Origin of the sequence: Citrobacter sp. Cpo148 (genome assembly GCF_030332375.1) — a bacterium.
Classification (GTDB): Bacteria; Pseudomonadota; Gammaproteobacteria; order Enterobacterales; family Enterobacteriaceae; genus Citrobacter; species Citrobacter portucalensis.
This window is the reverse complement of the sequence record NZ_JAOWHY010000042.1, coordinates 638,494-659,551: the sequence shown is the minus strand read 5'-3', so window position 1 is coordinate 659,551 and position 21,058 is coordinate 638,494. Positions and strand designations below refer to the sequence as shown.

The following is a 21,058-nucleotide window of genomic DNA, read 5'->3' as shown; positions in this document are numbered from 1 at the left end:
GCCTGATGGCGACGCTGAAGCGTCTTATCAGGCCTACGGTTTATCCTTTTATCTTCGGGTCCAGCGCGTCGCGCAGACCATCTCCCAGTAAGTTAAACGCCAGCACCGTCAGGAATATCGCTACCGCCGGGAAAATCGCCACGTGCGGCGCGATCACCATATCAGCGCGCGCTTCATTAAGCATTGCCCCCCACTCCGGCGTCGGCGGCTGTGCGCCTAATCCCAGAAATGACAGGCTCGCGGCAGAGATGATCGACGTGCCAATTCGCATGGTAAAAAAGACCACGATCGATGAGACCGTTCCAGGCAGAATATGGTTGAAGATGATGGTCGCATCGCTGGCACCAATACTGCGCGCAGACTCAATAAACGTCTGTTGCTTCAGCACCAGCGTATTCCCACGCACCAGGCGCGCGAAGGCTGGAATGGAGAAAATGGCTACGGCAATGATCACGTTAGCAATACCGCTGCCCAGCACGGCGACCACGGCTATCGCCAGCAATATCCCCGGAAAGGCGAACAGCACATCGCAGATTCGCATGATCAGTCGATCCCACCAGCCTTCGTAGTATCCCGCCAGCAGCCCCAGTACCGTACCAATCGCCGCGCCAATAAATACGGCAAAGACTCCTGCCGCCAGCGAGATTTGCGCACCAACCAGCACGCGGCTAAAGATATCCCGTCCCAGTGAGTCAACGCCAAACCAGTGCAGCATCGACGGCCCATCATTCAAACGGTCATAATCGAAGTAATTCTCGGCATCAAATGGCGTCAGCCAGCGGGCAAAAATCGCTACCACGATCAGGAGCAATACAAACAGCCCAGCGACCATCGCCATGTGCTGTCGACGGAACCGACGCCAGAACTCATGCCACGGTGTGCGTATCTGCTCTGGCTTAACAAGGGGCATCGCATTTAAAATCGCCTGTCGGCGCCAGTTAAAAAATCGCATCCTTACTTGTACCTGATAGCCGGATTAATGGCAGCGTAGAGCACATCCACCACTAAGTTAATAAGAATAAATTCCAGAGAAAATAACAGTACCTCGGCCTGAATCACCGGGTAGTCGCGCATTTCGACGGAGTCCACCAACAGTCGCCCAAGCCCGGGCCAGTTGAACACCTTCTCAACCACGATTGATCCACCAAGCAAAAAGCCAAACTGTAGTCCCATCATGGTGACCACCGGGATCATCGCATTACGCAGACCATGTTTTAACACCACCCAGGTTTCACTCACCCCTTTAGCCCGCGCGGTGCGCATATAATCTTCGCTAAGCACATCAACAAACGAGGCGCGAGTAAATCGGGCTAACACCGCAGCCACCGCCGCGCCCAGCGTAATAGACGGGAGGATGTAGTGAAGCCAGGTGTCTGCGCCCACGGTAGGCAACCAACCGAGCTCAACGGAGAATATCTGCATCAGCAGCATGCCAAGCGCAAACGCCGGGAACGAGATCCCGGTGACCGCCAGCGTCATGCTTAATCTGTCCGGCCAACGATTGCGCCATACGGCAGCAATAATCCCCGCCGTCATACCAAACAATACCGCCCACGCCATACTGGCAATAGTCAGCCATAGTGATGGCATAAAACGACTGGCTATCTCTTCAGATACCGGGCGACGAGAAACCATCGAGGTGCCAAAATCGCCTTGCAACACGTTAGTCATGTAATGCCAGAACTGAACATGCAGCGGCTGGTCCAGACCCAGCTGCTTGCGCACCAGTTCAATAACCTCGGCGTCAGCTTCCGGTCCGGCAATCAGCCGGGCCGGATCGCCGGGTAGCAGGTGAACAAATAAAAATACCAGCACCGCAACAATCAACAGAGTTGGAATCAACCCCAGCAGGCGCTTGAAAACATAGTTAAGCATCAGGCTCCCTTCGTCGGCCCCTGTGCTAAGGGGCCGAATGCATAGCTTATTTTAAATCCGCATCATCAAAACTAAATCCGGTATCCGGCATAATCCAGAACCCGGTCAACCGGGTACTGTGCGCCGAAATCAGTTTTTCCACCACCAGCGGGATCCACGGCGACTCTTTCCAGATAATATCCTGCGCGTCTTTGTACAGCTTCGCTTTCTGCGCCGGATCGTTAGTTTGCAACGCTGCCGCTAAATCACTGTCCACCTGCTTATTGCTGTAGAACGCCGTATTAAACAGTGTCGGCGGCCAGTTTTGTGATGCAAACAGCGGTGACAGCGCCCAGTCAGCTTCACCCGTAGACGCCGACCAGCCGGTGTAGAACATCCGTACCCCGCTCTCTTTCTGCGCTTTACCTTCAACTTCCGCGGCGCGCTGACCGGCATCCATCGCTGTAACCTGAGCCTTAATGCCCACCTGCGCCAGCTGCTGCTGGGTAAATTGCAGAACTTTCTGCGCGGTACTGTGGTTATGCGATGACCATAGCGTAGTGGTAAAACCGTTCGGATAACCTGCTTCTTTCAGCAGTTCGCGCGCTTTCGCCGGGTCGTATGGCCATGGCGTATAGCTTTGCGCATAGGCTATCGACGGGGGGAGAACGCCGGTTGCCGGCGTCGCGTAACCAGCAAAAGCCACTTTCACCAGCGCCTGGCGGTTGATGGCATAATTCAGCGCCTCACGCACTTTTGGGTTGTCGAACGGTTTTTGCGTGACGTTCATGCTGATGTAACGCTGCATAATAGACGGACTGGCCACCAGTTCCAGGTTTTTGTTCTTCGCCAGTAACGCCGCCTGCTCGTAAGGGATTGGGAAGGCAAACTGCGCTTCCCCAGTTTGCAGCATGGCCGCACGCGTGTTGTTGTCGGTCACCGGACGCCAGGTAATCGTATCCAGCTTTGGCAACCCTTGCTGCCAGTAGCCCGCGAACTTCTTAACCTTCACAAAATCCGTCTGATTCCAGGTATCAAGCTGGTACGGCCCGGTCCCCACAGGATGGAAACCGATCTCCTTACCGTATTTCTCCAGCGCGGCGGGAGAAATCATCGCCGTTGCCGGGTGCGCCAGAATATTGATAAAGGCAGAGAACGGCTGTTTCAGCGTAATCTTCACCGTCGACGGATCGACGACTTCGGTTTTATCGATATTCTTATACAGGTTGTAACGTTTCAGATGGTTTTCCGGGTTACTGGCCCGATCGAGGTTAGCTTTTACCGCATCGGCATTGAAGTCGGTTCCATCCTGAAACTTCACCCCCTGGCGCAGCTTAAGGGTATAGGTCAGCCCATCATCAGAAACCGTATAACTCTCCGCGAGCACATTTTTCAGTTTCATCTCTTTATCAAGGCCAAACAACCCCTGATAAAACGACTTCGCTACCGCCTGTGACAACGTGTCATTCGCGTCATAGGGGTCGAGCGTCGTGAAATTGGATCCCACCGCCACCACCACATCTTTGGCGGCCCAGCCAGGCGATGCGGCCAGTGCAGAGGCCACTCCCACAGCAACCAGCCATTTTCGAGCAACAATTTTTGTCATGTTATTCTCCTTAAACCCTGCCTGCCTGTTATAAACGCGAAAGCGCATTTTCTGGTAGCGGACGCGCAACATAATGCCCCGGACCAACTAACTGGAGTGATACGGGGGAAATCTCTTCGCCACGTTTACGAATATTGCTGGGGATATCGTCCGACAACAGCACGCGCTGGGGACGGTGATGGGATGGATCGGCGACCGGAACCGCCGCCATCAGCTTGCGAGTGTACGGATGTTGCGGATTTTCAAACACCGCCCGTCGGGTGCCTATCTCAACGATCTGCCCCAGATACATTACCGCCACACGATGACTGATCCGTTCCACTACCGCCATATCGTGGGAAATAAACAGGTATGCGATACCCAATTCTCGCTGCAGGTCGAGCATCAGGTTGATGATTTGCCCGCGAATTGAAACATCCAGCGCCGAGACAGATTCATCGGCAATAATCACTTTGGGATTGAGCGCCAATGCCCGTGCAATACAGATACGCTGACGCTGACCGCCGGAAAACTCGTGCGGATAGCGCCAGGCATGCTCAGGTAGCAAGCCTACACGTTCCAACAACCATGCAACCCGTTTTGACCCCGCATCGCCCTGCAATAACCCATGTACCCGTAGCGGCTCCAGAATGGAATATCCCACGGTCTGGCGCGGATCGAGCGAAGCATACGGATCCTGGAAGATAAACTGAATATCCCGACGCAGCGGCTGCAACTTGCTGGCAGCAAGGGTATCAATACGCTGTCCGTTGAAAATGATTTCCCCACGCTGAGACTCAACCAGACGCAGCAGCGCCCGCCCGGTGGTGGATTTCCCGCAGCCCGACTCCCCCACCAGCGAGAGCGTTTCTCCTGGCCACAGGTCAAAACTGACGTTTTCCACTGCATGCACCTCGCGAGTCACGCGATTTAGAATACCGCTGCGCAGAGGAAAACGCGTCACCAGATTGCGTACCCGTAGGATAGGCTCGCCTTCAACCACTGTGTCCTGCTCGGTTTGCGGTTCGACATGACTGGGATCGTGCAATGAAATGAGCGGGAAACGGCGCGGAAGCTCATGCCCGTTCATCGCCCCAAGCTGCGGCACGGCTGCCAACAGCGCTTTGGTATAGGGATGCTGGGGAGCGTGAAAAATTTGTTCAACGCTGCCGGTTTCTACCGCCTCGCCCTGATACATCACCAGCACGCGGTCAGCAATATCCGCCACAACGCCCATATCGTGGGTAATGAAGATCACTCCCATCGACATATCCTGCTGCAACACTTTTATCAGTTGCAGGATCTGCGCCTGAATGGTGACATCCAGCGCGGTCGTCGGCTCATCGGCAATTAAAACCGCAGGGCGACACGACAGTGCCATGGCAATCATCACCCGCTGGCGCATACCGCCGGAAAGCTGGTGTGGATAACGCGATAAAATCGCCTTCGCCTCGGGGATACGCACCTGATCGAGCATCCGCTTCGCTTCTACCATCGCCTCTTCATGGCTGGCGCCCTGGTGCAAGCGTATAGACTCAGCAATTTGCTCGCCCACGGTAAACACCGGATTGAGCGATGTCATAGGCTCCTGGAAGATCATCGCGATATCCGCACCGCGCACGTGACGCATTTGTGATGCGCTCTGTTCACCCAGCTCAATAACCTGCCGGTTGCGGCGTCGCAGCAGCATTTCATCGCAGCTTACCTCGCCGCCTGCTTGTTCAATCAGATGCATCAGCGACAAGGCCGTCACCGACTTTCCTGAACCGGACTCACCAACAATCGCCAGCGTTTCGCCACGCTTCAGGCGAAATGACAGATTACGCACTGCGCTGACACGTTGCTGTTCCTGTTCAAAGGCAATATTCAGATTGCTGACTGCCAGCACGTCGCTGGCATCAAGCTCATCACTGTGTGGCAACGCTATCTCCTTTTTCCCGATAAATACCGGTGGTTGGCGTATCGCCTGCATATCCCCAGGCGCGGTACATGCCTTCGCTATTAAACGGCAAGGCGACATTGCCCTCATGATCGATAGCAATTAAACCGCCACTGCCGCCAAGCGCCGGTAATTTTTCCATCACTACGCGTTCACACGCTTCGGATAAACTCAGGCCGCCATAGTCCATCAACGCCGCAATGTCATAGGCCGCCAGCGCACGAATAAAGACTTCCCCGGTTCCGGTGCAGGAGACTGCCACACTTGCGTTATTGGCATAACAGCCTGCGCCGACCAACGGACTGTCACCCACCCGCCCCGGTAATTTGTTGGTCATCCCCCCGGTCGATGTTGCGGCCGCCAGATTGCCAAACATATCTAACGCGACCGCCCCCACGGTACCCATTTTGTTGTTTTCATCCAGCGGGCTCGCGCTATGGTCCAGCACCGTTTCACCCGCTGTTCGCGCCGCCAGTAGTTGAGCGTAGCGTTCTGGCGTCGAGAAAATATCCGCTGATACGCGCTCCATACCCTGCGCAATGGCAAAGTTTTCAGCCCCTTCACCGATCATCATGACGTGTGGGCTGTGTTCCATTACCAGGCGCGCCGCGAGAATCGGATTGCGTAAATGGCTGACTCCGGCGACGGCTCCCGCATTAAGCGTGTTACCGTCCATCACGCAGGCATCCAGTTCATGGGTTTCATCACGGGTATACACCGCGCCAATTCCGGCATTAAACAACGGACACTCTTCCAGTAAGCGCACGGCTTCGGTAACGACATCCAGTGCGCTACGACCGTCTTCAAGCATCCGCTGGCCGGTTTCAACGATATCCGACAGCGCCTGTATATAACGCAACTCTTGCTCCTGGCTCAGCTGCGAACGGGTGATAGCCCCTGCGCCGCCGTGAATTGCAATGACTGCTTTACCCATTTTTTTCGTCCATCAGGTGGCAGGTACCGGGGTTATAAATATCAGAATTTCTGTGACTTATTGATTCGATTTTTGAATATAGAAAGATGCAGACGTCATGTAAAGGTTAAGGCCCGTACCTCACGCCCCATCCCATCAGGTTATTTAGATGAGTTAAACAGAAAGAGTTTCTTCCAACATCGTTGAATATATTATTCAAGCCGATCGGCAATCTGTTTTTTTGCATAAAACACAAAGCGTTCAACAGATGGCATAGACGCAGCCCAGTTCTTTTTGGTTAACCCCAGGTGTTCTGCACGTGCGGCTTGCAGCGTATCAGCATACTCATCGGGTAATTGCGGTATAAGCCAGGAGGCAGCTTCATCTTTAGCGACAATATTGCCCGTAACTACGCTGTACCAAATACGCGCCAGAGTAAGGATGATATTTCGCTCGTCACCCTCTAAATCGCCCGGTTTCTGCCACATATCAAGGATATGCCGAAACGTTTGCACGACATCGCTAAAAGGGATGACGTTGAATAACGTCTCAGCGGGTTCACCGAACAACGCTACGCTGGCGCGCCGGGCCTGGGTCAGCAGGATCGAAAGATCAGGATCCACCTGTCTCGGTTCAACAATTCCCGCGCGAATATCGTCACGCAACCATTCGCCAAATTGCATTTCTCTTGACGGTGGGAATCGCCACGGCACAAGTTGTGAATAGACCACAATGGTCACTTCCAGCGCCCGATAGCTATCAACGCTGCCAGGCGGTGCTGATATTTCCAGAAAACCCTGCATCAGATCTTTTCTTTGCCGGGTATTCAGTGGCTGCCTAATGGTAACCAGTAAATCGATATCGCTTTGGGGCTTTAAGCCACCTTCAACAGCAGAGCCATACAAATGAACAGCAACCAGGTCGCCCTCTATAATCCGCGCAATCAGTGCACTGGCGGCATTCACCTGTTGTCGAATTGAATTCGGGATAGTCGCAGCCATTTAGCCTCCTGGAAAAAAGCAGAAATAATGAGTCTATACTGCATTTTTCCTGTAGCGCTATTCTCTGGCAGAAAACCTGTCTCAGATCGGATCCTAAGCCTGAGGTAGCATACTGTCCGCGTCCATTTTCTGACATAATGAGCGGATTCGATTTTGCCCCGCAGGAGTCTTCTCATGGAATTTACCGCCGGACTGATGCCGCTTGAAACGGCTCTCTCTCAGATGCTTTCGCGTATTACCCCACTCACCGCCGTCGAAACGCTGCCGCTGGTTCAATGCTTTGGCCGCATTCTGGCCACCGACGTCATCTCCCCGATTGATGTGCCGGGATTCGATAACTCGGCAATGGATGGCTATGCGGTGCGATTAGCCGATTTACAATCAGACCAGCCTCTTGCGGTGGCTGGCAAAGCCTTTGCTGGTCAACCATTCCACGGCGAGTGGCCTGCGGGAACCTGCATCCGCATTATGACCGGTGCCCCGGTGCCTGCCGGTTGTGAAGCGGTGGTGATGCAGGAGCAAACGGAACAAACTGACGACGGTGTGCGTTTTACCGCCGAGGTCCGCAGCGGACAAAATATTCGTCTGCGCGGTGAAGATATCGCAAACGGCGCGGTGGTATTCCCTACCGGAACTCGTCTGACAACCGCCGAGCTTCCTGTTCTGGCCTCGCTCGGCATTGCCGAAGTACCGGTCGTTCGCAAAGTTCGCGTGGCGTTGTTCTCCACCGGTGATGAGCTGCAACTGCCGTGTCAACCGCTGGGCGACGGGCAGATTTATGACACAAACCGTCTGACCGTTCACCTGATGCTGCAGCAGTTGGGCTGCGAAGTGATCAACTTAGGAATTATTCGCGACGATCCCAACGCGCTGCGGGCCGCGTTTATCGAAGCCGACAGCCAGGCCGACGTCGTCATCAGCTCTGGTGGCGTTTCGGTAGGCGAAGCGGATTACACCAAAACCATTCTGGAAGAGCTGGGAGAAATTGCCTTCTGGAAGCTGGCCATCAAACCCGGTAAACCGTTCGCGTTTGGTAAACTGAGCAACAGCTGGTTTTGCGGCCTGCCGGGTAATCCGGTTTCTGCGGCCCTCACCTTTTATCAGCTGGTGCAACCGCTACTGGCGAAACTCAGCGGCAACACCGCCTGTGGGTTACCTCCGCGCCAGCGCGTGCGCACAGCCTCACGCCTGAAGAAAACGCCAGGGCGTCTGGATTTTCAGCGCGGTGTATTGCAGCGTACCGCGGAAGGCGAACTGGAAGTCACCACCACCGGACACCAGGGCTCGCATATTTTTAGCTCCTTTAGCCAGGGCAACTGCTTTATCGTGCTGGAGCGCGATCGCGGTAACGTTGAGGCCGGAGAATGGGTTGAGGTCGAGCCGTTTAACGCACTGTTTGGAGGCCTGTAATGGCAGAACTCAGCGACCAGGAGATGATGCGCTATAACCGGCAAATCATTCTGCGCGGCTTCGATTTCGAAGGTCAGGAAGCGCTCAAAGATGCGCGGGTACTGGTCGTTGGTCTGGGGGGACTGGGATGCGCAGCAACTCAGTACCTTGCGGGCGCTGGCGTCGGACATTTAACCCTGCTCGACTTTGACACGGTCTCCGTGTCGAACCTCCAACGCCAGACGCTGCACAGCGATGCAACCGTCGGGCAACCCAAAGTGCTATCCGCCCGTGACGCGCTAGCGCGGATTAACCCTTATATCGCCATTACGCCGGTGAATGCGCTGCTTGACGATAGCGAGATTCACGCGCTTATTACCGAACACGATTTGGTGCTGGACTGTACGGATAACGTCAGCATCCGCAATCAGCTGAATGCAGGATGTTTTGCCGCCAGAGTCCCGCTGGTTTCCGGTGCAGCTATTCGCATGGAAGGACAAATTACCGTATTTACATACCAGGACGGTGAGCCCTGCTACCGTTGCCTGAGTCGTCTGTTCGGTGAAAATGCCCTGACCTGCGTAGAAGCCGGAGTGATGGCCCCGCTGATCGGCGTGATCGGATCGTTACAGGCGATGGAAGCCATTAAGCTACTGGCAAACTACGGTAAACCGGCATCCGGAAAAATCGTCATGTACGATGCCATGACCTGCCAGTTTCGCGAAATGAAGCTGATGCGCAACCCGGGGTGTGAGGTTTGCGGGCAGTAAAAAAGTCGGGTGGCGGCTTCGCCTTACCCGACCTACAACGGCTCCAACGTAGGCCGGGTAAGCGTTAGCGCCACCCGGCAACAACATCAGATCGACGTGCGTCCAAATGCACTCTGCCAGTCGTGCTCAAACTTCGCGACGGCAGCATCAACCGCCGGAGAGCTAATCATCTGCTGAGCAACGTCCAGCGGTAGCGTGATGGACTCGCAGCCCGCCAGCAGACAATCCAGTGCCTGACGCGGTGTTTTAAAACTGGCTGCCAGTACTTTGGCGTGCGGGGCATGCATTTTCAGTAACGTCTGCAGGTCGGCCACCGTCTGAATGCCATCCCCTCCTTGCGCATCCACGCGGTTAACGTATGGCGCAACGTATTCCGCACCCGCCAGAGCAGCCAATAACCCTTGAGCTGCACCGTATACCGCAGTACCTAACGTCGGGATCCCTTCTTCTTTCAGCAATTTTATAGCCGCCAGACCTTCTGCTGTCACCGGCACTTTGACCACGATATCAGCAATGATTGCCCGCAGTTTACGCGCATCGCTGACCATACCTTCGGCGGTAGTCGCCATCACCTGAGCAAACAGACGCCCTTGCCCTCCCATCGCTTCCTGCAGTTGCGGCAGTAGTACTTCCAGCGTCTGGTTCCCTGCCGCCACAATGCTCGGGTTAGTGGTCACCCCTGCCAGCGGGAAAATGCGCGCCAGAGCTTTTACCGCATCAACATCAGACGTATCTAAATAGAGTTCCATAACCTTTCCTCAAACGAATAATTAGCATGAATAAAAGGTAGCACGGCGAAACCTCACGGTTAGTTGACGCATGTCAATATAACTTTCATTCGAAAGTAATTTAATCTTTATACGAAAGAAAAGAGGTCGCTTATGATTTTCAATATCCAGCGCTACTCCACGCATGATGGCCCCGGGATCCGTACTGTGGTGTTCCTTAAGGGATGCTCCCTGGGCTGTCGGTGGTGCCAGAATCCGGAAAGCCGCGCCCGTACGCAGGACCTGCTTTATGACGCGCGTTTGTGCCTCGACGGTTGCGATCTCTGTGCTCAGGCTGCACCCGCGGTGATTGAACGGGCGCTGGGCGGATTACTTATTCATCGCGAAAAACTGACCGATGACGCTCTCACCGTACTGACCGACTGCTGTCCGACTCAGGCGTTAACCGTCTGCGGAGAGGTAAAAAGCGTGGACGATATCATGGCCACCGTATTGCGAGATAAACCGTTTTACGACCGCAGTGGCGGAGGCCTCACCCTGTCCGGCGGTGAACCGTTTATGCAGCCAGAGCTGGCAGCTGCTTTGCTCAAAGCCAGCCACGACGCAGGCATTCATACCGCGGTGGAAACCTGTTTGCATGTCCCGTGGAAGTATATTGAACCATCATTACCTGACGTCGATCTGTTTCTGGCAGATCTAAAACACGTTGCAGATGCGCCGTTTAAACAATGGACCGATGGACGTGCCTCTCGCGTACTGGAAAATCTAAAAAAACTGGCTGCCGCCGGTAAAAAAATGATTATCCGCGTACCGCTGATTCAGGGATTCAACGCAGACGAAGCCGCTATTCAGGCCATTACCGATTTTGCCGCCGATGAGCTTCACGTCGGTGAGATCCATTTCTTGCCCTACCACACCCTGGGCATCAACAAATACCACTTACTCAGTCAACCCTACAACGCACCGGATAAACCGCTTGATGCGCCAGCACTGCTCGAATTTGCCCAGCAGTACGCCAGCCTTAAAGGTTTAACCGCGACCCTACGAGGATAATCGCCATGACCACTCTGAAACTGGACACACTCAGCGACCGTATCAAAGCGCATAAAACGGCCCTGATCCACATCGTGAAACCACCGGTTTGTACCGAGCGCGCCCAGCACTATACCGAGATGTATCAGCAACACCTGGATAAGCCTATCCCGGTACGTCGTGCACTGGCACTAGCTCATCATCTGGCGGAACGCACCATCTGGATCAAACATGACGAACTGATCATTGGTAACCAGGCAAGCGAAGTGCGTGCCGCGCCTATTTTCCCGGAATACACCGTCTCCTGGATTGAAAAAGAGATCGACGACCTCGCCGACAGACCGGGCGCAGGCTTTGCGGTAAGCGAAGAGAACAAACGTGTATTGCATGAGGTGTGCCCATGGTGGCGTGGTCAAACCGTGCAGGATCGCTGCTACGGGATGTTCACTGATGAGCAGAAAGGGCTGCTGGAAACCGGCATTATCAAAGCCGAAGGTAACATGACCTCCGGCGACGCACACCTGGCGGTAAACTTCCCGCTGCTGCTGGAAAAAGGTCTCGATGGCCTGCGTCACAAAGTCGATGAACGTCGCTCCCGCATCAATCTGACATGTCTGGACGATCTCCATGGCGATCAGTTCCTGAAAGCGATTGATATCGTGCTGGAAGCCGTCAGTCTGCACATTGAGCGCTTTGCCGCGCTGGCGCGTAAAATGGCGTCCACGGAAACCCGCACCAGCCGTCGAGATGAACTGCTGACCATGGCGGAAAACTGCGATGTGATCGCCCATGAACCGCCAAAAACGTTCTGGCAGGCATTGCAGTTATGCTATTTCATCCAGCTGATCCTGCAAATTGAATCAAACGGTCACTCGGTGTCGTTTGGTCGTATGGATCAATACCTCTACCCGTTCTATCGTCGCGACGTCGAGCTGAACCAGAGCCTGGATCGTGAGCACGCTATTGAACTGTTGCACAGCTGCTGGTTGAAACTGCTGGAAGTGAACAAAATCCGTTCCGGCTCCCATTCGAAAGCCTCAGCGGGTAGCCCGCTGTATCAGAACGTGACCATTGGTGGTCAAAACCTGGTCAACGGCCAGCCGATGGATGCCGTCAACCCGCTCTCCTACGCGATTCTGGAGTCCTGCGGCCGTCTGCGTTCTACGCAGCCAAACCTGAGCGTGCGTTATCACGCGGGGATGAGTAATGACTTCCTTGATGCCTGCGTGCAGGTGATCCGCTGCGGCTTCGGGATGCCTGCCTTTAACAACGATGAAATCGTCATACCGGAATTCATTAAGTTGGGCATTGAACCGCAGGATGCCTATGACTATGCGGCCATTGGGTGTATCGAAACCGCAGTCGGCGGGAAATGGGGCTACCGTTGCACCGGCATGAGCTTTATTAACTTTGCCCGCGTGATGCTGGCGGCACTGGAAGGTGGGCGCGATGCTACCAGTGGCAAAGTCTTTCTGCCACAGGAAAAAGCGCTCTCGGCTGGTAACTTCAACAATTTCGACGAAGTGATGGATGCCTGGGATACGCAGATCCGCTACTACACGCGTAAATCCATAGAAATTGAGTATGTCGTCGACACCATGCTGGAAGAGAACGTGCACGATATTCTGTGTTCCGCGCTGGTAGACGACTGCATTGAACGGGCGAAAAGCATTAAGCAAGGCGGCGCGAAGTATGACTGGGTATCGGGTTTGCAGGTGGGTATTGCCAACCTCGGTAACAGCCTGGCAGCAGTGAAGAAACTGGTCTTTGAACAGGGCGCTATTGGTCAACAACAGCTGGCCGCTGCGTTGGCCGATGATTTTGACGGTCTGACCCATGAGCAGTTACGCCAACGACTGATCAACGGCGCGCCGAAATACGGCAACGATGACGATAGCGTTGATACGCTACTGGCCCGCGCTTATCAGACCTATATCAATGAACTGAAACAATATCATAATCCGCGTTACGGACGTGGCCCGGTTGGCGGCAATTACTACGCCGGGACCTCGTCTATTTCGGCAAACGTGCCGTTCGGCGCAGCAACGATGGCAACGCCGGATGGCCGTAAAGCACACACTCCGCTGGCAGAAGGCGCAAGCCCGGCTTCCGGTACGGACCATCTCGGCCCAACGGCGGTAATTGGTTCGGTGGGTAAACTGCCGACCGGTTCGATTCTCGGCGGCGTGCTGTTAAATCAGAAGCTCAACCCGGCCACGCTGGAAAATGAATCCGATAAGCAAAAGCTAATGATCCTGCTGCGTACCTTCTTCGAAGAGCACAAAGGCTGGCATATTCAGTACAACATTGTCTCCCGTGAAACGCTGCTGGAAGCCAAAAAACACCCGGATCAATATCGTGACCTGGTGGTCCGTGTAGCAGGTTATTCCGCCTTCTTCACTGCGCTTTCTCCGGATGCGCAAGACGACATCATCGCGCGTACTGAACATATGCTGTAAACAATATTGTCGGCCGGATGAGATTCCACACCGCCATCCGGCACGCTAACCTCCCCATTGCCGGATGGCGGCTTCGCCTTATCCGGCCTACAACGATTCTTCCCGTAGCCGGGTAAGGCGAAGCTACCATCCGGCTTTCTACTTTCATTCGAAATTAAATTTGTGCTACAGGTCACATTGTTATTAGAATGTTTCTGGTTGCAGTAATCGCCAGGAGCCTATCTTTATGACCATCAAAGTTATCGTCACCGATATGGACGGAACTTTTCTCGACGACGCCAAGAAATACGATCGTGCACGTTTTATGGCGCAGTATCAGGAACTGAAAAAACGAAATATCGAATTTGTCGTGGCCAGCGGCAACCAGTATTACCAGTTGATCTCCTTTTTCCCGGAGCTTAAAGACGAAATATCGTTTGTCGCTGAGAATGGCGCGCTGGTTTATGAGCATGGCAAACAGCTGTTTCACGGCGAGCTTACCCGCCACGAGTCCCGTATTGTCATTGGTGAACTGCTAAAAGATAAGCAGCTCAACTTTGTGGCTTGTGGGCTGCAAAGCGCTTACGTTAGCGAAAATGCGCCGGAGTCCTTTGTCGCATTGATGTCAAAACACTACCATCGCCTGAAACCCGTAAAGGATTATCAGGATATCGACGATGTGCTGTTCAAGTTCTCGCTAAATTTACCGGACCAACAAATCCCATTGGTTGTCGATCACCTGCATGCTGCGCTGGACGGCATCATGAAGCCCGTCACCAGCGGCTTCGGGTTTATCGATCTGATCATTCCGGGCCTACATAAAGCCAATGGGATCAGCCGCTTGCTTAAACGCTGGAACCTGTCACCGCAAAACGTAGTCGCCATTGGCGATAGCGGAAACGACGCGGAAATGCTGAAAATGGCGCACTACTCTTTCGCCATGGCCAACGCGGCAGAGAATATCAAAGCGATTGCTCGCTATCAGACCGACGACAATAACCATCAGGGCGCGCTGAACGTAATTCAGGCTGTGCTGGATAACACCTCCCCTTTTAACGTCTAATCCTGCCAACCGGGGTATCCCTCATCCCGGTTTTCACTCTTTTTCTATTTTGCTCACTCCATCAAGTTTTAAACTTGCGTTAACTAAATTTTAACTTATATTATCATCTGTAAGTTAGTTTTGTTTCGAATGAAAGTTAATGCGAGGTGGATATGGCTTTTACTTTTACCAGCGACACGCTGCCCGCCGATCACAAAGCGGCAATCCGGCAGATGAAACAGCAACTGCGGGCACAGCTTGGGGATGTTCAGTTAATCTTCAATCAGTTGAGCGATGCTATCGCCACCCGCGTGGCGGAAATCAACGCCCTCAAAGCGCAAGGTGCCCCGGTGTGGCCAGTGATATCTTATGCAGATATCAAAGCGGGCCACGTAAGTGCAGAGCAGCGTGAAGAAATTAAGCGTCGCGGATGCGCGGTCATTAAAGGTCATTTCCCTCGCGAACAGGCTCTCGGATGGGACAGCTCAATGCTGGACTATCTGGACCGCAACCACTTTGACGACGTCTATAAAGGACCCGGCGATAATTTCTTCGGTACTCTGAGCGCATCACGGCCTGAAATCTACCCCATCTACTGGTCCCAGGCGCAGATGCAGGCCCGCCAGAGTGAAGAAATGGCCAATGCACAGTCGTTCCTCAATCGTTTGTGGACCTTTACAAGCGAAGGTAAACAATGGTTTAACCCGGATATCAGCGTTATTTACCCTGACCGCATTCGCCGTCGACCGCCGGGAACCACGTCCAAAGGGCTGGGCGCGCATACGGATTCCGGCGCGCTGGAACGCTGGCTTCTTCCGGCATATCAGCAGGTCTTTGCTCATGTTTTCAATGGCAAGCTGGAAGATTACGATCCGTGGCAGGCGGCGCATCGCACCGAGGTAGAAGAGTACACGGTGGATAACACCACCAAATGTTCGGTATTCCGTACCTTCCAGGGCTGGACTGCATTGTCCGATATGCTGCCAGGTCAGGGATTGTTGCATGTGGTCCCGATCCCTGAAGCGATGGCGTATGTGCTGTTACGCCCATTGCTTGACGATGTGCCAGAAGATGAACTTTGCGGCGTCGCGCCCGGCCGGGTGCTGCCGATTTCCACGCAATGGCATCCTCTGCTGATTGAAGCGTTAACCAGCATTCCACAACTGGACGCCGGAGACTCCGTCTGGTGGCATTGTGATGTGATTCACTCCGTCGCACCGGTGGAAAATCAGCAGGGTTGGGGTAACGTGATGTACATTCCTGCCGCACCGATGTGCGAAAAGAATCTGGCCTACGCCCACAAAGTGAAGGCCGCGCTGGAAAAAGGTGCATCACCGGGTGATTTTCCACGGGAGGATTATGAAACTAACTGGGAAGGACGCTTCACGCTGGAGGATTTGAATATCCACGGTAAACGCGCGCTGGGGATTGTTTAATTTTATATCCCCTTATCCCTAAGTATCTCGTGTTACAGGTGCAACCATCACACCTGTAACACGAGAACGACGGGATAATTATTCGACGCCTTTACTACGCAGGTAATCTTCGTAGTTACCGGTGAAGTCGATTACGCGTTCCGGCGTAATTTCAATCACGCGGGTTGCCAGCGAGCTGACGAACTCACGGTCATGAGAAACGAAGATCAGCGTGCCCTGGTACATTTCCAGCGCCATGTTCAGCGACTCGATAGATTCCATATCCAGGTGGTTGGTCGGTTCATCCATAACCAGGATATTCGGTTTCTGCATCATCAGCTTACCGAACAGCATGCGTCCTTTTTCACCACCGGAGAGGACTTTTGCAGGTTTCTTGATATCGTCCTGGCTGAACAGCAGACGACCAAGGAAGCTACGTACTACCTGCTCATCATCGCCTTCCTGCTTCCACTGACTCATCCATTCGAAAACGGTCAGATCGTTTTCGAACTCGTATTCATGATCCTGCGCGTAGTAACCGACCTGGGCGTTTTCAGACCACTTAACGGTACCGTTGTCCGGCTGTAAGTCGCCAACCAACGTTTTCAGCATAGTGGATTTACCCACGCCGTTGGCACCAATGATGGCAACCTTCTCCCCTACTTCCAGCAGCAGGTTGAAGTTTTTAAACAGCGGGCCTTCATCAAAACCTTTCGCCAGCGCTTCCACTTCCAGCGCGTTACGGAACAGTTTCTTATCCTGTTCGAAGCGGATGAACGGGTTCTGACGGCTGGACGCTTTCACTTCGTCGAGCTTAATCTTATCAATCTGACGCGCACGAGAAGTCGCCTGTCGAGATTTAGACGCGTTGGCGCTAAAGCGGCTGACGAAGGATTGCAGATCGGCAATCTGTGCTTTCTTCTTGGCGTTATCAGCCAGAAGACGTTCACGCGCCTGGGTTGCCGCCGTCATGTATTCGTCGTAGTTACCCGGATAAACGCGCAGTTCGCCGTAGTCCAGATCCGCCATGTGCGTACAGACCATGTTCAGGAAGTGACGGTCGTGCGAAATGATGATCATGGTGCTGTCACGCTCGTTCAGCGTCTGCTCCAGCCAGCGGATGGTGTCGATATCCAGGTTGTTCGTTGGTTCGTCGAGCAGCAGAATGTCCGGGTTAGAGAACAGCGCCTGTGCCAGAAGCACACGCAGCTTCCAGCCGGGCGCGACTTCGCTCATCGGGCCGTAATGCTGTTCTACCGGAATACCTACGCCCAGCAGCAGTTCACCCGCACGCGCTTCCGCAGAGTAGCCGTCCATTTCGCCATACTGAACTTCGAGGTCAGCAACTTTATAGCCGTCTTCTTCGCTCATCTCGGCCAGAGCGTAAATGCGATCGCGCTCCTGCTTCACTTCCCACAGTTCAGCGTGACCCATGATCACGGTGTCAAGTACGGTGAACTCTTCAAAGGCGAACTGATCCTGGCGCAGCTTACCAATGCGCTCGTTAGGATCGAGGGAAACGTTACCCAGCGTCGGTTCGAGGTCGCCGCCGAGAATTTTCATAAAAGTGGATTTACCGCTACCGTTCGCGCCAATCAGGCCGTAACGGTTGCCGCCGCCAAATTTGACGGAAATATTTTCAAACAGCGGCTTACTGCCGAACTGCATGGTGACGTTGCTGGAAACTAACACTGGCGTATCCTGAAAGAGAAAGAAATATGTGACAAACCGCTTATTATGCCATAAGTCTGCAAGAAGATCGCGTCTTCATGCGGAAGGGAAAAAGTGAAACCAAAAGGAAAAAAATGTGATTTAGTACACATCCGAATTCCTTGTTGCTCAGATTGCACATATAATGCGTGCCCAACACTACATAAATCTCAACCCACTAGCCTGCCTGGCACTGAATCTCGCATACATGAATATGAATATGAAATTAACAACGCTTTTCGCGGCGGCACTCGCAATAGTTGGTTTTTGTAATACCGCTTCAGCCGTCACGTACCCGCTGCCGACTGATGGTAGCCGTTTGATTGGCCAAAACCAGGTCATTACTATTCCTGAAGGCAACACCCAACCGCTGGAGTATTTTGCGGCAGAGTATCAGATGGGTCTGTCTAACATGCTGGAAGCCAACCCGGGCGTGGATACCTTCCTGCCGAAAGGCGGCACCGTGCTGAACATTCCTCAGCAGTTGATCCTGCCGGATACCGTGCATGAAGGTATTGTTATCAACAGCGCTGAAATGCGTCTGTACTACTACCCGAAAGGCACCAACACCGTAATTGTTCTGCCGATCGGTATCGGCCAGCTGGGCAAAGACACGCCAATCAACTGGACAACCAAAGTCGAACGTAAAAAAGCGGGTCCAACCTGGACGCCAACGGCGAAAATGCATGCGGAATACCGCGCTGCGGGCGAGCCGCTGCCAGCCGTTGTTCCGGCAGGTCCGGATAACCCGATGGGACTGTACGCGCTGTATATCGGTCGCCTGTATGCCATCCACGGCACCAATGCTAACTTCGGCGTAGGCTTACGCGTCAGCCACGGTTGCGTGCGTCTGCGTAACGACGACATCAAATTCCTGTTTGAAAATGTGCCAGTCGGCACCCGTGTACAGTTTATTGATGAGCCGGTAAAAGCCACTACCGAACCAGACGGCAGCCGTTACATCGAAGTACATAACCCACTGTCTACGACTGAAGCACAGTTCGAAGGCGGAGAAATCGTACCGATTACCCTGACCAAGAGCATTACCAGCATCACCGGCCAGTCTGACGTCGATCAAGCCGTCGTTGAGCAGGCGGTACAGAACCGTTCAGGTATGCCGGTTCGTTTGAACTAATCTGCTATATATGCCCGATGGCGCTACGCTTATCGGGCCTACCAACGCAGTAGGCCGGATTAGGCGCCAGCCGCCATCCGGCACATCACATCAATTACATCAACAGCAGCAAACCATACCCCACCAGCGCCGCCCATATCAGCATCGGTACCGAATACCAATGAAAACGCCACCAGATCCGTCGGTCGTTTGCCATCCGTAACGCAATGAGATTCGCCAGCGATCCCGGCAACAGACCAAAGCCGCCCACATTAACCGCCCAGGCCAGCAGCAGCGTCGGCGGGACATAGTTCAGCAGCAAAATCGTACTGGGCACATTACTGATAAACTGCGACAGACCAATAGCCGTTAACCAAAGTCCCGGTGCTGAGAGCGTGCCAATCTGGTGGGAAATCCCCTGCAAGGCCGGGAGCTGCGTCAGCAAATGCACATCAATGAACATCGCCATAAATACTAACAGCAACGTCCAGTCCACGCTGAGGATCACGCGACGCGCCAGTACCATGAACCCTGCCGCCACAATAGCCAGACCCCACAGCTCTTGCTTTAACTCCAGCGCCGCCAGGAAGATGATATACAGCGCCAGACAACTCCATACCAGGCGTGGTTGCCAGTCAGGCGCGCGCGTACCGGTATGATAGTGCAACGCTTTATGCGGGAAACTGAACCAGCACAGCACCACCAGCGTCAGCATTATGGCCCCCGCAAGCGGCGCCATTTGCCAGGTAAACGCGGTAAACGATAAGCCTGAGCGTCCCCACATCAGAATGTTTTGCGGATTACCTATTGGCGTGAGCAACGATCCGGCGTTTACCGCCAGCGCCTCAAAGATAATCAGGCGATTCACCGGAATGGCACATAATTTTTTCAGGGTGATGGTCAGCGGAACAACAATAAACAATGCAACGTCGTTGGTCAGAAACGTCGACAACAACGCCGCCGCCAGCACCATAAATATCGCCAGCTGGCGCTCTGTTTTGAAGCGGCGGGTCATCTTGCGCCCTAACACATCGAAATAACCGCTTAGCTCCACGCCTTTGGTCAGTAACATCAGCCCGCTAAGCGTGATAATCGTGTGCCAGTCAATTGCCCCTGGCCAGGACCGGGGCGTAAATGGCGTGAACAGACTCAGTACAACCCCAACGATGATTAACAGCTGGAAAAAACGATCGCGCTGTAAAGCACGTAATAAAGGAAAACTCATTCAGAGCCAGTTCCTTGCTGTTGCGTAAACCGGCTAAAAGCCTCCAGCGTTTCCTTACTGACGTGATGCTCCATCCCCTCCGCGTCGCGACGGGCAATTTCCGGGCTGATGCCTAACATCAACAGGAAATTTTCCACAATCTGATGACGTTCCCGGCTCTCCTGGGCTAGTCGTTCACCTTCTGCGGTTAAAAACACCCCACGCCACGGGATCATTTCAATCAATCCGACTGAAGCAAGGCGCTTAAGCATTTTAGCAACCGTCGGCTGGGAAACCCCAAGTCGCGCGGCCATATCCACCTGGCGCGCTTCACCCACCTCAATAATGAGATCGGAGATCAGCTCTACGTAGTCATCAATCAGTTCGCGGCGATGCGCCTCCCGGACCTGACGAAATCCTTCAACGTGTTCTTCGACATTCACCAATTGCGTCACTTTTTTTGTTGTTGGCATACCTGCGCGACGACTCATTCTGCTTCCTCGTTACTGTGACGCGTTAACGGCATCTGATTAGAGAGCGCTCATTGTAAACCAGAGTTGCGTGGGCACAAAAAATTAACGTTTTAGCAATAGCTATATAATATAGCCTGTGCTATATCTGTATATAATAAAGACATCCCTCAAGGACTGATGGGATTGTGAAGTCAGGAGGTTTACATGAATGAATTTAAGAGGTGCATACGCGTGTTTAGTCACTCTCCCTTTAAAGTACGGTTGATGCTGATCTCTATGCTGTGTGACATGATTAACAGCAAACCAGAGCAGGATAAACCTTCAGAAAAATAATGCGGCGTCGCGGTACGCCGCTTCATTTTCCTGCCGTCATTCGGGTACGGTGGTGGTTTTCGTCTCAATAACCCTTCTTTTTGTCAGTTTTGCCACGTCCCTCGCAAAACAATTTCTT

18 protein-coding genes are annotated in these 21,058 nt (G+C 53.5%); 8 read left to right on the top strand and 10 right to left on the bottom strand.

Going from position 1 to position 21,058, the window contains the following annotated elements; genetic code table 11:
- Positions 1-40: 40 nt before the first annotated feature.
- From gsiD to OGY10_RS09705, 6 genes are all read right to left on the bottom strand, one after another.
- Positions 41-952 (bottom strand): glutathione ABC transporter permease GsiD, encoded by a 912-nt coding sequence (gsiD, locus tag OGY10_RS09730; protein WP_032942798.1) that lies wholly within the window; start codon positions 950-952, stop codon positions 41-43.
- 2 nt (positions 953-954) lie between these two features.
- The gene (gene gsiC / locus OGY10_RS09725) at positions 955-1,875 is read right to left on the bottom strand and encodes a glutathione ABC transporter permease GsiC (protein WP_032942797.1); all 921 of its coding nucleotides are present in this window, start codon (positions 1,873-1,875) and stop codon (positions 955-957) included.
- A 46-nt stretch (positions 1,876-1,921) separates the two neighbouring features.
- Complete coding sequence (gsiB, locus tag OGY10_RS09720) at positions 1,922-3,460, bottom strand: glutathione ABC transporter substrate-binding protein GsiB (RefSeq protein ID WP_079936827.1); 1,539 nt, start codon at positions 3,458-3,460, stop codon at positions 1,922-1,924.
- Between the two features lie 28 nt (positions 3,461-3,488).
- Complete coding sequence (gene gsiA / locus OGY10_RS09715; RefSeq protein ID WP_057067350.1) at positions 3,489-5,360, bottom strand: glutathione ABC transporter ATP-binding protein GsiA; 1,872 nt, start codon at positions 5,358-5,360, stop codon at positions 3,489-3,491.
- Positions 5,347-6,312, bottom strand: coding sequence for a beta-aspartyl-peptidase (gene iaaA, locus OGY10_RS09710; RefSeq protein ID WP_003836974.1), 966 nt, complete (start codon positions 6,310-6,312; stop codon positions 5,347-5,349). The genes gsiA and iaaA overlap by 14 nt, the downstream gene beginning before the upstream one ends.
- A 191-nt stretch (positions 6,313-6,503) precedes the next feature.
- Complete coding sequence (locus OGY10_RS09705; protein WP_286576676.1) at positions 6,504-7,292, bottom strand: aminoglycoside adenylyltransferase family protein; 789 nt, start codon at positions 7,290-7,292, stop codon at positions 6,504-6,506.
- Positions 7,293-7,466: 174 nt separating this feature from the next.
- On the opposite strand from OGY10_RS09705, the gene moeA reads away from it, so the two are divergent.
- Both moeA and moeB read left to right on the top strand, forming a co-directional pair.
- Complete coding sequence (moeA, locus tag OGY10_RS09700) at positions 7,467-8,702, top strand: molybdopterin molybdotransferase MoeA (RefSeq protein ID WP_286576675.1); 1,236 nt, start codon at positions 7,467-7,469, stop codon at positions 8,700-8,702.
- Entirely contained in the window at positions 8,702-9,451 is a 750-nt protein-coding gene (gene moeB, locus OGY10_RS09695; protein WP_153753452.1) for a molybdopterin-synthase adenylyltransferase MoeB, read from the top strand. Before moeA ends, moeB begins: the two co-directional genes overlap by 1 nt.
- Before the next feature lie 86 nt (positions 9,452-9,537).
- Here moeB and fsa read toward each other — a convergent pair whose 3' ends face one another.
- Positions 9,538-10,200 (bottom strand): fructose-6-phosphate aldolase, encoded by a 663-nt coding sequence (gene fsa, locus OGY10_RS09690; protein ID WP_032942786.1) that lies wholly within the window; start codon positions 10,198-10,200, stop codon positions 9,538-9,540.
- Positions 10,201-10,332: 132 nt separating this feature from the next.
- Between fsa and OGY10_RS09685 the strand changes: the two genes are divergently transcribed.
- From OGY10_RS09685 to OGY10_RS09670, 4 genes are all read left to right on the top strand, one after another.
- Positions 10,333-11,232, top strand: a complete 900-nt coding sequence (locus OGY10_RS09685; RefSeq protein ID WP_008784219.1) for a glycyl-radical enzyme activating protein — start codon at positions 10,333-10,335, stop codon at positions 11,230-11,232.
- 5 nt (positions 11,233-11,237) lie between these two features.
- Positions 11,238-13,670, top strand: coding sequence for a glycyl radical protein (locus OGY10_RS09680; RefSeq protein ID WP_191226236.1), 2,433 nt, complete (start codon positions 11,238-11,240; stop codon positions 13,668-13,670).
- Between the two features lie 226 nt (positions 13,671-13,896).
- Complete coding sequence (locus OGY10_RS09675) at positions 13,897-14,712, top strand: Cof-type HAD-IIB family hydrolase (RefSeq protein WP_218659426.1); 816 nt, start codon at positions 13,897-13,899, stop codon at positions 14,710-14,712.
- Between the two features lie 152 nt (positions 14,713-14,864).
- Positions 14,865-16,127 (top strand): DUF1479 domain-containing protein, encoded by a 1,263-nt coding sequence (locus tag OGY10_RS09670; protein WP_103015135.1) that lies wholly within the window; start codon positions 14,865-14,867, stop codon positions 16,125-16,127.
- Between the two features lie 78 nt (positions 16,128-16,205).
- Here the strand turns inward: OGY10_RS09670 and OGY10_RS09665 are convergent, their stop codons facing one another.
- Positions 16,206-17,798 (bottom strand): ABC-F family ATPase, encoded by a 1,593-nt coding sequence (locus tag OGY10_RS09665; RefSeq protein WP_008784214.1) that lies wholly within the window; start codon positions 17,796-17,798, stop codon positions 16,206-16,208.
- A 232-nt stretch (positions 17,799-18,030) separates the two neighbouring features.
- On the opposite strand from OGY10_RS09665, the gene ldtB reads away from it, so the two are divergent.
- Entirely contained in the window at positions 18,031-18,951 is a 921-nt protein-coding gene (gene ldtB / locus OGY10_RS09660) for a L,D-transpeptidase (protein ID WP_008784213.1), read from the top strand.
- A 94-nt stretch (positions 18,952-19,045) separates the two neighbouring features.
- Here ldtB and OGY10_RS09655 read toward each other — a convergent pair whose 3' ends face one another.
- Complete coding sequence (locus OGY10_RS09655; protein ID WP_286576674.1) at positions 19,046-20,155, bottom strand: anion transporter; 1,110 nt, start codon at positions 20,153-20,155, stop codon at positions 19,046-19,048.
- A complete protein-coding gene (mntR, locus tag OGY10_RS09650) occupies positions 20,152-20,625 on the bottom strand; it encodes a manganese-binding transcriptional regulator MntR (RefSeq protein WP_003831586.1) in 474 nt (157 codons plus the stop codon). Before mntR ends, OGY10_RS09655 begins: the two co-directional genes overlap by 4 nt.
- A 186-nt stretch (positions 20,626-20,811) precedes the next feature.
- Here mntR and mntS point away from each other — a divergent pair, with 186 nt between their 5' ends.
- A complete protein-coding gene (mntS, locus tag OGY10_RS09645) occupies positions 20,812-20,940 on the top strand; it encodes a manganase accumulation protein MntS (RefSeq protein ID WP_003831584.1) in 129 nt (42 codons plus the stop codon).
- The last annotated feature ends 118 nt before the right edge of the window (positions 20,941-21,058 follow it).

Excerpts from the sequence above, each read along its gene's own strand:
- fsa (WP_032942786.1), bottom strand. The coding sequence starts at position 10,200 with ATGGAACTCTATTTAGATACGTCTGATGTTGATGCGGTAAAAGCTCTG.
- ldtB (WP_008784213.1), top strand. The coding sequence starts at position 18,031 with ATGAATATGAAATTAACAACGCTTTTCGCGGCGGCACTCGCAATAGTT.
- OGY10_RS09685 (WP_008784219.1), top strand. The coding sequence starts at position 10,333 with ATGATTTTCAATATCCAGCGCTACTCCACGCATGATGGCCCCGGGATC.
- OGY10_RS09675 (WP_218659426.1), top strand. The coding sequence starts at position 13,897 with ATGACCATCAAAGTTATCGTCACCGATATGGACGGAACTTTTCTCGAC.
- mntR (WP_003831586.1), bottom strand. The coding sequence starts at position 20,625 with ATGAGTCGTCGCGCAGGTATGCCAACAACAAAAAAAGTGACGCAATTG.
- gsiB (WP_079936827.1), bottom strand. The coding sequence starts at position 3,460 with ATGACAAAAATTGTTGCTCGAAAATGGCTGGTTGCTGTGGGAGTGGCC.
- moeA (WP_286576675.1), top strand. The coding sequence starts at position 7,467 with ATGGAATTTACCGCCGGACTGATGCCGCTTGAAACGGCTCTCTCTCAG.
- OGY10_RS09670 (WP_103015135.1), top strand. The coding sequence starts at position 14,865 with ATGGCTTTTACTTTTACCAGCGACACGCTGCCCGCCGATCACAAAGCG.
- iaaA (WP_003836974.1), bottom strand. The coding sequence starts at position 6,312 with ATGGGTAAAGCAGTCATTGCAATTCACGGCGGCGCAGGGGCTATCACC.
- gsiD (WP_032942798.1), bottom strand. The coding sequence starts at position 952 with ATGCGATTTTTTAACTGGCGCCGACAGGCGATTTTAAATGCGATGCCC.
- moeB (WP_153753452.1), top strand. The coding sequence starts at position 8,702 with ATGGCAGAACTCAGCGACCAGGAGATGATGCGCTATAACCGGCAAATC.
- OGY10_RS09655 (WP_286576674.1), bottom strand. The coding sequence starts at position 20,155 with ATGAGTTTTCCTTTATTACGTGCTTTACAGCGCGATCGTTTTTTCCAG.
- OGY10_RS09680 (WP_191226236.1), top strand. The coding sequence starts at position 11,238 with ATGACCACTCTGAAACTGGACACACTCAGCGACCGTATCAAAGCGCAT.
- OGY10_RS09705 (WP_286576676.1), bottom strand. The coding sequence starts at position 7,292 with ATGGCTGCGACTATCCCGAATTCAATTCGACAACAGGTGAATGCCGCC.
- mntS (WP_003831584.1), top strand. The coding sequence starts at position 20,812 with ATGAATGAATTTAAGAGGTGCATACGCGTGTTTAGTCACTCTCCCTTT.
- gsiC (WP_032942797.1), bottom strand. The coding sequence starts at position 1,875 with ATGCTTAACTATGTTTTCAAGCGCCTGCTGGGGTTGATTCCAACTCTG.